Raw genomic sequence first — 11,435 nt, forward strand, 5'->3', positions numbered from 1 at the left:
CCTGCAGGGCTATTTATTAAGCCAATTTGGAATATTACCTACCTATAGGTAGGTTCCGTCCTGAGGTATCTCTTAAATACTGTCATCGGAGTTATACTACATTTTCTCGAAGACGAAAATATAAATAAAAAGTAGATACAGTCTTAAATCAGACTATGTATTTTTTATAGTTATCTGTTATCTTTAATACGTTCCCTAAAATTATGGGATAAACCGTAAATACAGTCTTAATAGCGCAGCGTTCCCCGCGCCAGCGGGGATAACCTAATCCAGACAAAAAAACTGGCCAATTACCCGTATCCCAATTTATTATCGATTTCATTGTAATCCCCCTGCTACAGGAAAAAGATGACACAGATAGAATATCTGGACTACCTCTGCTATTGGGGGAAAACTGATAAATCAACAAAAAACATAATCTGTAATTATCATTTACTGGCATACCATTGCCTGGACGTTGCTGCATGCGGGAAATACATAATAAAAAACAATATATTCAATTCATGTAATATATTAAAGGAATGTAATATCTCAGGTACAAATGCAGAAAACTGGATAATCTGGTTTCTTACCAGCCACGATATCGGAAAATTCGCCAGAGGATTTCAAAAATACGCCGAATTCCCAGACTCTCCCTTAGTCTCTCCCATTAGCGGTGTTTCCGTATTTGAGAGACATGATTCCTTAGGCTTCTATTTATGGGGTAAATTATTTGAAGCGTGGAGTTCAGGCAGTAATGAAATTATCGCAGGTATTGAACCAGAAAATCGCGCCAGGTTTGAAAGCGCTTTAAATAGCTGGATGCTTATTAGCACCGGGCACCATGGCATCCCGCCGGACACCATGAAAAACAGAAGCTCGCTGGCATTCACCGATGAAGACATTGTCGCAGCAACGCATTATCTGGAAGCATTAAGTGAATTATTTCCTTTCACTCTACCTCAGGAGTGGAAAACCAAAGCAGGGAGAAAATGTTTAAAACAGCACAGTTGGTTTTTCGCTGGGCTTGTCACCCTTGCCGACTGGATGGGCTCGGATGAAAGCCAGTTTCCACTGCTCAGCAGCGCCATGCCATTGAAAGATTATTGGCCTCTCGCTTGTGAAAAAGCCCAACAGGCCATCCTCCGAATGCCGCCGTTATCTCAGCACAGCCATTATCAAGATCACCGGGCACTATTTCCGTTCATTCAGACGCTCACCCCTCTTCAGCAACGGGCAAGCGAACTGGATATTTCAGCACCCGGTGCACAGCTGATTGTCCTGGAAGACGTTACCGGAGCAGGCAAAACAGAGGCCGCGCTGATTCTGACTCACCGCTTAATGTCAGCCAATAAAGGCCACGGTCTCTACGTTGGGTTGCCGACAATGGCCACCGCAAACGCCATGTATCAGCGCCTGGCATCGGCTTATCATGCGCTATTTACCGATGAGTCCAGGCCATCGCTCATCCTGGCACACGGTGGGCGAGAAATGTCGGACTCTTTCCGACAATCCATCTGGCAGCCAACAGAAAATATAGCTGAAGATTATGCCCGTGATGATGGCAACGCGACTACTGAGTGCCATACCTGGTTTGCAGATTCACGCAAAAAAGCGCTGCTGGCGGAAGTCGGCGTAGGTACGCTGGATCAACTCTTAATGGCGGTGATGCCTTTTCGCCATCAATCGCTCCGATTGCTAGGGATGCGCGACAAAATCCTGCTGCTGGATGAAGTGCACGCCTATGATGGTTATATGGTTAAATTGCTGGAAGGTTTATTGCGCTTCCATGCCGCCCAGGGCGGTAGCGCTATTATTCTGAGCGCCACTCTTCCCGCCGCTTTACGGGAAAAATTACTTAATGCGTTTAGCGATGGCGCGGGATTTATGAGCGCTGGTGGTAGCGATAACGCGGGTTATCCATGGTTAAGCCACCTCACTTCCTCCGGTCTGTTAGAGCAACCACTGGCCACACGTCCCGAAGTCCAAAGGACTGTAGCCGTTAATTGGATACAGCAGCGCCAGGAAGCACTGGACATTATTTATCGCGTTGTGGCAACCGGACAGTGCATTTGTTGGATCCGCAACACGGTTGATGATGCGCTGGACACTTACCAGCAGTTGCTACACGAGGGAATCGTTCCAGAGCAGGATCTCTTGCTTTTCCACAGCCGTTTTGCTTTTATCGATCGTATTGCTATTGAAAATAAAACGTTAAACTGGTTTGGTAACAATGCCCCCGTTTCTGAACGACGTGGTAAGGTATTAATCGCCACACAAGTCGTTGAACAAAGTCTCGATCTGGACTTTGACTGGATGATCACCGATCTGGCGCCGATTGATTTATTGATCCAGCGCGCCGGTCGCCTGCAACGCCATATCCGCGATGCCCATGGGCAACGAAAATCTACGCTTCCGGATGAACGCCAGCCACCAGTATTGCATATTCTGGCCCCTCACTGGCAGGAGCAGGCAGAAGAGGGCTGGTTGGGGCAAGAGCTAAAAGGTACCGGCTTTGTTTACGCCGATCATGCCTGCCTGTGGCGTACACAGGCGCTGCTGCGTCAACATGGTGAGATCCGTATGCCGGATAATGCCAGAGCACTCGTTGACGGCGTATACGAGCAGAAAATTGCTGCGCCAGCAGGCTTGCAGACGATCTCTGACGTTGCCTTTGGCAAAGTCCTTAGCCAACGTTCAGTGGCTGCGCAAAATTTATTACGTTACGATCTCGGTTACGATCGAGAAGCCAGCGACTTTTTATGGGATAAAGATAGAGAATTTTCTACCCGTCTGGGTGAAGAGAGTGTTGATGTTTATCTCGCCAGAAAAGACATTAATGGACAGCTACGCCCTTTAGTTGATGAAATAGATTTCTGCTGGGAAAAAAGTCGCTTATCCGTCCGAAAATCATGGTGGCAAAAAAATTCTGGTACATTCCAATGTCCAGATGAGGAAACATTAGCCTGTTTCAGAAAACGCCACCATCGCCCTTCCGGACAGGTTGTGCTGGTATCTGATGCCGGAGAAGCTAGCTATTATAGTAAACGTTTTGGATTGGTTGGATAACGGGTATTATTCTAACTCCGTTGTATAGAGAAGTTATTACATTAGATTCACTAAAATCTTTGCAGCTTCTCTATCTACATCCATTTCCATGAATACCATTAATTAATTAAATTTAACTACTTCATTTCATCATACTTTATCTCTCAGCATCAACACCATTCATGACAAACCAAAATTTAAAAAAACGACCATTTGCGGCGAATCATCTACCTTTTGTCTGAATTATCGTCACCACAAAGGGTTACCAACCATAAATGTGCTGTATTAATAATGCCGTTCAAATTCTCTCCTGTAGTAAACCTTATCTGTTTAATAAAAAAGAGCGAATTGAACGATATATTTTACTCCGGATATTGAATAATATAAATTTGAAGGAAAATATTATGCCAGTCACTTTAAGCTTTGGTAATCATCAAAATTATACGCTTAACGAAAGTCGGCTTGCTCATCTGTTAAGCGCAGATAAAGAAAAAGCAATCCATATGGGGGGCTGGGATAAAGTCCAGGATCATTTTAGAGCGGAAAAAAAGGACCATGCGCTGGAAGTGTTACACTCCATCATTCACGGGCAGGGCCGTGGTGAACCTGGAGAGATGGAAGTTAACGTAGAGGATATAAATAAAATTTACGCCTTTAAACGGCTACAACATCTGGCCTGCCCGGCTCATCAAGATCTGTTTACTATCAAGATGGACGCTTCTCAAACACAATTTTTACTTATGGTCGGCGACACGGTGATCAGCCAAAGCAATATTAAGGACATCCTTAATATATCAGATGATGCAGTGATAGAATCTATGAGTAGAGAGGAGAGACAATTATTTTTACAAATATGTGAGGTGATTGGTTCGAAGATGACCTGGCACCCGGAATTACTTCAGGAGTCGATTTCAACTCTACGAAAAGAAGTGACGGGCAATGCACAAATCAAAACGGCGGTTTATGAGATGATGCGTCCCGCAGAGGCTCCAGACCACCCGCTTGTCGAATGGCAGGACTCACTTACTGCAGATGAAAAATCAATGCTGGCCTGTATTAATGCCGGTAACTTTGAGCCTACGACTCAGTTTTGCAAAATAGGTTATCAGGAGGTACAAGGTGAAGTCGCTTTTAGCATGATGCATCCGTGTATCTCCTATTTACTACATAGCTATTCACCGTTTTCAGAGTTTAAACCAACAAATTCTGGTTTTTTAAAAAAACTTAATCAGGATTATAACGACTATCATGCAAAAAAAATGTTTATTGATGTAATTCTTGAAAAGCTATATCTAACCCATGAACGTTCTTTGCACATTGGTAAAGATGGGTGCAGTCGTAATATATTACTGGTATAAAGATAGTCAGTAATATACCCTTCATACTTCAAGTTGCTTATGTGTTGGCTACGCTCGTTCACCCCAGTCACATAGTTATCTATGCTCCTGGGGACTCACTCCCTTGCCGCCTTTAAGCAACTCGAATTATTTTGGGTATATAACCAATTTAAAATCCGGCTGCCTGCCGGATTTTTCATAGCAGCAAGTATAATCATACCGCGTAAGGACAATCACCCTTCATGCAGCCCGCACTCGCGCTTCAGCCCGAAGAACCGCGTCTCTTCTTCCGCCATGCCCGGCTCCCACTTGCGGGTAGTATGTATATCGCCCACCGACAGATAGCCCTGATCCCACAGCGGATGGTATTTCAGACCGTGCTTTTGCAGATACTGGTAAACCGTGCGGTTATCCCAGTCGATAATCGGCAGCACTTTAAACACGCCGCGCTGGATAGCGAGAACGGGTAAATGCGCGCGGCTGCCGGACTGCTCGCGACGCAGACCCGCAAACCACGTCTGCGCTTTCAGCTCTTTTAGCGCCCGGTTCATCGGCTCGACTTTGTTGATGTCATTGTATTTCTCAATGCCCTCAACGCCCTGCTCCCACAGCTTGCCGTAGCGCGCTTCCTGCCAGGCCGGACTTTCGCCCGCGCGGTAAACTTTCAGGTTGAGTTTGAGTTTGTCCGTTAGCTCATCAATAAACTGGTAGGTTTCCGGGAACAAATAGCCGGTATCGGTGAGGATCACCGGGATATCCGGGCGAATCTGGTTCACCAGGTGCAGGCTCACCGCCGCCTGGATGCCAAAGCTTGAGGAGAGCACGTATTCGCCGGGCAGATTTTCCAGCGCCCATGCCACGCGTTCTTCGGCGCTCAGTTTTTCCAGTTGGGCGTTGGTTTCCGCCAGAGCCATTACGCGATCGACTTTTGGCAGTTCATTCAATGCGTTGAGATCGAGTTGGGACATGAGTTCCTCACTGTTTGCCTTGCCTGATGGCGCTGTGCTTATCAGGCCTACACAGACGCCATCCGGCAATTCAGGTTATTCCCAGAAATCACGCGCGGGATCGAGCACCGGGCGAATGATGCCCGCACGCACCGTAAAGTCGCCGAAGCCTTCACCCGCTTCACGCTCTTTCGCCCAGCGCCCAATCAGTTCATCCAGCGAGGCCAGAATATCCGGCTCGGTGATATTTTCTTTATACATCCGTGGGATACGACTCCCAATACGGTTTCCACCAAGATGCAGGTTATAACGACCAGGCGCTTTCCCTACTAAGCCAATTTCCGCCAGCATCGCGCGACCACAGCCGTTCGGGCAGCCGGTCACGCGCATCACGATATGCTCATCAGGAATGCCGTGTTTTTCCAGAATCGCTTCCACTTTGTCCGTGAACGACGGCAGGAAACGCTCGGCTTCCGCCATTGCCAGCGGGCAGGTCGGGAACGATACACAGGCCATTGAGTTTTCACGCTGCGCGCTCACGGCATTCATCAACCCGTGGTCGCGCGCCAGCGTCTCGATCTTCGCTTTCTGGCTTTCCGGCACGCTGGCAATAATCAGGTTCTGGTTAGCGGTGATACGGAACTCGCCCTGATGAATCTTCGCGATCTCCAGCAGGCCGGTTTTCAGCGGACGCCCCGGATAATCCAGGATACGGCCGTTCTCAATAAACAGCGTCAGGTGCCATTTATCATCAATGCCTTTCACCCAGCCAATCCTGTCGCCACGCCCGGTAAACTCATACGGGCGGATCGGCTCAAATTTGATCCCCGCGCGACGCTCGACTTCTTCTTTGAACGTGTCGACACCGACGCGCTCAAGCGTATATTTGGTTTTCGCGTTTTTACGATCGGTACGGTTGCCCCAGTCACGCTGGGTCGTCACCACCGCTTCGGCTACCGCCAGCGTATGCTCCAGCGGTAGATATCCAAACTCGCTCGCGGTACGAGCATAGGTTTTCTTATTACCGTGCTCAATGGACAGACCGCCGCCAACCAGCAGGTTAAAGCCCACCAGCTTGCCGTTCTCGGCAATCGCCACAAAGTTCATGTCGTTGGCGTGCAGATCGATATCATTTTGCGGCGGGATCACCACCGTGGTTTTAAATTTACGCGGCAGATAGGTTGCGCCGAGGATCGGTTCTTCGTCAGTGGTCGCGACCTTCTCCTGATCGAGCCAGATCTCCGCATACGCACGGGTGCGCGGCAGCAGATGTTCGGAGATCTTCTTCGCCCACTCGTAGGCTTCCGCGTGCAACTGCGATTCGTACGGGTTGGAGGTGCACAGCACGTTACGGTTCATGTCGTTAGCGGTTGCCAGCGCATCCAGCCCGACCGAATGCAGCATCTGGTGCACCGGCTTGACGTTCTTCTTCAGAATACCGTGAAACTGGAAGGTCTGGCGGTTGGTCAGACGGATACTGCCATAAATCGTGTTATCCGCCGCGAATTTATCGATCGCCTGCCATTGCGTCGTAGTAATCACCCCGCCCGGCAGACGGCAGCGCAGCAGCATGGCGTGGCGCGGCTCCAGCTTCTGCGCCGCACGCTCGGCGCGAATATCGCGGTCATCCTGCTGATACATGCCGTGAAAGCGTATTAGCAGGAAGTTGTCGCCTTTAAAACCGCCGGTGAGACCGTCGTTCAGATCTTCCGCAATGGTACCGCGCAGGTAGTTGCTTTCCAGCTTCATGCGCTCGGCATCGGACAGTTTACCTTCGACCACCAGTGGGCCTGGATGTTTTTCGCTCATTAGTAGACATCTCGCTGATAACGGCGCTCTACGCGCAGCTCACTTAAATATTCATCTGCCGATTCGAGGTCCATACCGCCGAATTCAGCGATCACTTCCAGCAATGCTTTTTCGACATCTGCGGCCATACGCCTGGCGTCGCCGCAGACATAAATGTGGGCACCGTCATTGATCCAGCGCCACAGCTCCGCGCCCTGTTCGCGCAGTTTGTCTTGTACGTAGATTTTTTCTTTTTGATCGCGGGACCAGGCCAGATCGATCCGGTTCAGCACGCCTTCTTTCACGTAGCGCTGCCACTCCACCTGATAGAGGAAATCTTCGGTAAAGTGCGGGTTGCCGAAGAACAGCCAGTTCTTGCCTTCCGCCCCTTCCGCCGCACGCTGTTGCATAAAGGCGCGGAACGGCGCGATGCCGGTGCCGGGGCCAATCATGATCACCGGCGTCTGCGGGTTAGCTGGCAGGCGGAAGTTATCGTTATGCTCAATAAAGACGCGAACTTCGCCCTCTTCTTCCACGCGGTCGGCGAGGAAGCTGGAGGCGCCACCGGCGCGGGCGCGGCCTTCAATGTCATAACGAACCACGCCAACGGTGACGTGGACTTCGTTTTCAGTTTCCGCCTGCGAAGAGGCGATAGAGTAGAGGCGCGGCGTCAGCGGTCGCAGCAGGTCGATTAGCGCCTGAGCATCCAGCTGCGCCGGAGAGAAACGCACCATATCAACAATGGGCGTGGTCGCGGCGTAGTGCTGGAGCTGCGCTTTGTCGCCCACTAATGGCAACAGCGACTCACTGCGCGTCAGGGTCGCGTAGTTCTCAACAATGTTGGCGGTATTCACCGTCAGCTCGAAGTGCCACTCCAGCGCTTCGGCGAGCGGCAGGGTTTTACCATCAACCGTCACCGGCTCATCGCCTTTCAGCCACAGCAACTCAACCAGCTCCTTCACCAGAGCCGGATCGTTCTGATACCAGACGCCCAGCGCATCGCCCGGCTGATAGCGCAGGCCGGAGTCGCCTAAATCAATCTCAATATGACGCACATCTTTTTCCGAGTTGCGACCGGTGATTTTCTGATTCACGGAGAGGGTCGCGGCCAGCGGCGCGTCTTTGGTATAGGGGCTGGTGTGGATGTCGTTTACCGCGCCAGTAGCGACGGATTGCGAAGGTGCCGCGACAGGTGCGCGGGACTTCAGAACATCAACCACGCGGGCGCGCCATTCGCTGGCAGCTGCCTGATATTCAACGTCAGCATCGACACGGTCGAGCAGGCGTTCACCGCCCAGTTCCGCCAGTTTGCTGTCGAAATCTTTTCCGGACTGGCAGAAAAATTCATAAGAGGTGTCGCCGAGGCTAAACACGGCAAAAGCGGTGTTTTCCAGTTTCGGCGCTTTTTTCGAGAACAGGAACTTATGCAGCGCGACGGCCTCTTCCGGCGGCTCGCCTTCTCCCTGGGTGGACGTCACTATCACCAGCAGTTTTTCACTGGCAATCTGTTTGAATTTGTAGTCGCCGGCGTTCACCAGTGTCACATTAAGGTTGGCCGCCAGCAGATCATCACGCAGCGCTTCCGCCACACGACGCGCATTGCCGGTTTGCGAAGCGGAGATAAGCGTAACCCCCGGCATCTTCCGCTCAGGAACAGGCGTGACGGCAACAGCGCCTGAGCGCGGGTTCAGTACGCCCCAAAAATAGCCGGAGACCCAGGCAAGCTGTTCGGGAGTAAGGTCGGTTGTCGCGGCCTGAAGGCGCGCCAGTTGCTCCGGATTAAGCGGAAGCAACCCAGTCAGTGGAGCCGGTGTCGTCATGCGTCGTTATGTTCCAGTAAGCAAAGCGGATCTATACACAAAATCATTCAAGTTCGCCGTAAGCTGAGCGCGCCCCAGGAGCGTACATAAATACGTGACTGGGGTGAGTAAACGCAGTCAACACAGATGCGGCTTGAAAGATGAAATGTATAAGCGATAAATCCCAAACTGAGGATAAGGTTAACGGTGAGAGGAATAACAATTAAAGAAGGGTTGGAAATAACAAATAACCAAATGAACTAACCTGTTTTAGTTATCGTTATTAACGCCAAAATCGATTTTATAATTGATTGATAATTATTAAATTTTCTGGAAATTCTTAAATTAATTGCCCGTCACAAGGCGGAGAATGGTTTTAGTTAATGATAAAAAATGCGCTTTCCGGTACCCTACGGCGGTTTTTTTATTGCCTGAGAGTTCATCATGTCCACCACGTTGTATAAAGATTTCACCTTTGAAGCCGCTCACCGCCTGCCTCACGTGCCTGAAGGGCATAAGTGCGGCCGCCTGCACGGACACTCGTTTATGGTGCGTCTCGAAATTACCGGTGAAGTCGATCCGCATACCGGTTGGATTATGGATTTCGCGGATCTCAAAGCGGCGTTTAAACCGACTTACGATCGTCTTGATCACTACTATCTGAATGATATTCCAGGGCTGTCCAATCCCACCAGCGAAGTGCTGGCAAAATGGATTTGGGATCAGGTTAAGCCCGTCGTGCCGCTACTGAGCGCCGTGATGGTGAAAGAGACCTGTACAGCCGGCTGCGTCTATCGCGGCGAATAAGGTTTATTAACGCGTGGGCTGGATGTCAAATTGATTCCAGCCTATCCACACGACGTTTTATCAGTGAAAACATTGTCCAGCGCGGTGTTAAAAGCGCAGCACATCACCGGTTGCAGGTGCGGTTATTTCCGGTAGCCACAACCGCCCCCAGGCCCCTGTACAGTGACAACCGCATAGTTTTTCAGGTTTTTGTTCTTGCAGAAAGCGCCTGACTCGCCACAGCGTGAACGGTGATGCGCAGCGGAGATGAAATCCGCCGACAAGCGCGTAAATCCGCTTTATACCGGTAATGTTCTGACAGTGCCGGACAATATTTGCGATCCCCCGATGCCCGCATCCCGTAATGATGACTAATCCTTTTGTCGATTGGTAAATCAGTACGCCCTCATCCAAAATAGAGTCCGGCTCCGCATCGTGGCCGCCAAAAATACCGTAGGCTTCAGGCGCGACCACCGGTATTTCCCCTGACCAGATAAAGTTTTCGCCAATCGGCAGGGGGCCACGCGTGTACATCATTCGGTAGCGTGAATAGTCCACCTCACACGACAATTTTTTTATTTTTCGGGTAATACCGAGAAAAGTCATTGCCGCATAACGTTCGCGCGCAATATCGGGATGGCAGATGATTCGACTGTTATCAGGAAGCCACGGCACGCCGCCGCAATGATCGTAATGACCATGCGAAAGCACCACAGCAGACACATCGGACAGGTCGATCCCCATCGCCAACGCGTTTTGCATAAAACTGCCATCAGGGCCGGTATCGAACAAGATAGACGTAGGCTCATCCTCGACCAACAGGCTTAACCCTGGCCGGGCCTTCAACGATTTATCCGCTCCAGCTCCCTTATGATTTTCGAGCAATACCCTGATCCTTAACGCCATGGCCTTCTCCTGTATAAAAGCCTCCCCGGGAAAACGCGGCCTTTTTACTTTACAGGTTTGTAGCTGCCATTACTGGTACACAGATTATGATTATGCAACGGCTATCCTTGTTGGCGCGGGGAACACACGGCAACGGATGCGACCGCCAGCGCGATCCCCGGTTTATCCCCGCTGCGCGGGGAACACTTGATGAAAGTTCATCTAATAATGATTGTGCTGGGTTTATCCCCGCTGGCGCAGGGAACACGAACCGCTTTTATTTTTAGACATAGAGCACCGCGGTTTATCCCCGCTGGCGCGGGGAACACTTCAAACTGCTTGCGGTAAGAAACTGTTGCACCGGTTTATCCCCGCTGGCGCGGGGAACACTGATACTGGTAAAATCACCGGCGTTGCACTACCGGTTTATCCCCGCTGGCGCGGGGAACACGATATTGCGCCGAGCCGAGAAACGCGGGCGCCCGGTTTATCCCCGCTGGCGCGGGGAACACCGTCAAAACTGTACGAGCCGTCCATGCCCGTACGGTTTATCCCCGCTGGCGCGGGGAACACCGTCCCCGGAGTTCTGTCCAGCAACGACAACGCGGTTTATCCCCGCTGGCGCGGGGAACACCGGTAGAAACTCAAAACTATGGCACCAGCCTGCGGTTTATCCCCGCTGGCGCGGGGAACACGATTGATACCTCGACGGGCTGGCCGTTCTTCACGGTTTATCCCCGCTGGCGCGGGGAACACTGGCGGTGTAAATTTTTACGTTTTTCATATCTCGGTTTATCCCCGCTGGCGCGGGGAACACAGTCCTGTAAGTTTTTTTCTTAGCCATGGTTACGGTTTATCCCCGCTTG

7 protein-coding genes and 1 CRISPR repeat array are annotated in these 11,435 nt (G+C 50.8%); of the genes, 3 read left to right on the top strand and 4 right to left on the bottom strand.

What is annotated here, in order from left to right; all coding sequences use genetic code 11:
* The first annotated feature begins 348 nt into the window (after window positions 1-348).
* Complete coding sequence (locus ACLJRS_RS08710; RefSeq protein ID WP_000192071.1) at window positions 349-3,048, top strand: CRISPR-associated helicase/endonuclease Cas3; 2,700 nt, start codon at window positions 349-351, stop codon at window positions 3,046-3,048.
* Between the two features lie 383 nt (window positions 3,049-3,431).
* The gene (sopD, locus tag ACLJRS_RS08715; RefSeq protein ID WP_001145544.1) at window positions 3,432-4,385 is read left to right on the top strand and encodes an SPI-1 type III secretion system effector SopD; all 954 of its coding nucleotides are present in this window, start codon (window positions 3,432-3,434) and stop codon (window positions 4,383-4,385) included.
* A gap of 212 nt (window positions 4,386-4,597) precedes the next feature.
* Here sopD and cysH read toward each other — a convergent pair whose 3' ends face one another.
* The 3 genes from cysH to cysJ all read right to left on the bottom strand — a co-directional run bounded on the left by cysH (window position 4,598) and on the right by cysJ (window position 8,919).
* The gene (gene cysH, locus ACLJRS_RS08720) at window positions 4,598-5,332 is read right to left on the bottom strand and encodes a phosphoadenosine phosphosulfate reductase (RefSeq protein ID WP_000080403.1); all 735 of its coding nucleotides are present in this window, start codon (window positions 5,330-5,332) and stop codon (window positions 4,598-4,600) included.
* A gap of 75 nt (window positions 5,333-5,407) precedes the next feature.
* Window positions 5,408-7,120 carry an assimilatory sulfite reductase (NADPH) hemoprotein subunit gene (gene cysI / locus ACLJRS_RS08725; protein WP_001290654.1) on the bottom strand — a complete coding sequence of 571 codons (1,713 nt, stop codon included), beginning with the start codon at window positions 7,118-7,120 and terminating at the stop codon, window positions 5,408-5,410.
* A complete protein-coding gene (gene cysJ, locus ACLJRS_RS08730) occupies window positions 7,120-8,919 on the bottom strand; it encodes an NADPH-dependent assimilatory sulfite reductase flavoprotein subunit (RefSeq protein WP_000210923.1) in 1,800 nt (599 codons plus the stop codon). The genes cysI and cysJ overlap by 1 nt, the downstream gene beginning before the upstream one ends.
* A gap of 423 nt (window positions 8,920-9,342) precedes the next feature.
* On the opposite strand from cysJ, the gene queD reads away from it, so the two are divergent.
* Complete coding sequence (gene queD, locus ACLJRS_RS08735; protein ID WP_000108313.1) at window positions 9,343-9,705, top strand: 6-carboxytetrahydropterin synthase QueD; 363 nt, start codon at window positions 9,343-9,345, stop codon at window positions 9,703-9,705.
* 87 nt (window positions 9,706-9,792) lie between these two features.
* On the opposite strand, the gene ACLJRS_RS08740 is transcribed toward queD, so the two are convergent.
* Window positions 9,793-10,590 (bottom strand): MBL fold metallo-hydrolase, encoded by a 798-nt coding sequence (locus ACLJRS_RS08740; RefSeq protein WP_410957780.1) that lies wholly within the window; start codon window positions 10,588-10,590, stop codon window positions 9,793-9,795.
* A 218-nt stretch (window positions 10,591-10,808) separates the two neighbouring features.
* Window positions 10,809-11,386: a CRISPR direct-repeat array (repeat unit 29 nt; unit sequence CGGTTTATCCCCGCTGGCGCGGGGAACAC).
* The last annotated feature ends 49 nt before the right edge of the window (window positions 11,387-11,435 follow it).

The sequence above is a fragment of the Salmonella sp. SAL00670 genome (assembly GCF_046552235.1).
Lineage (GTDB): Bacteria > Pseudomonadota > Gammaproteobacteria > Enterobacterales > Enterobacteriaceae > Salmonella > Salmonella enterica.

Excerpts from the sequence above, each read along its gene's own strand:
- ACLJRS_RS08710 (WP_000192071.1), top strand. The coding sequence starts at position 349 with ATGACACAGATAGAATATCTGGACTACCTCTGCTATTGGGGGAAAACT.
- sopD (WP_001145544.1), top strand. The coding sequence starts at position 3,432 with ATGCCAGTCACTTTAAGCTTTGGTAATCATCAAAATTATACGCTTAAC.
- cysH (WP_000080403.1), bottom strand. The coding sequence starts at position 5,332 with ATGTCCCAACTCGATCTCAACGCATTGAATGAACTGCCAAAAGTCGAT.
- cysI (WP_001290654.1), bottom strand. The coding sequence starts at position 7,120 with ATGAGCGAAAAACATCCAGGCCCACTGGTGGTCGAAGGTAAACTGTCC.
- cysJ (WP_000210923.1), bottom strand. The coding sequence starts at position 8,919 with ATGACGACACCGGCTCCACTGACTGGGTTGCTTCCGCTTAATCCGGAG.
- queD (WP_000108313.1), top strand. The coding sequence starts at position 9,343 with ATGTCCACCACGTTGTATAAAGATTTCACCTTTGAAGCCGCTCACCGC.
- ACLJRS_RS08740 (WP_410957780.1), bottom strand. The coding sequence starts at position 10,590 with ATGGCGTTAAGGATCAGGGTATTGCTCGAAAATCATAAGGGAGCTGGA.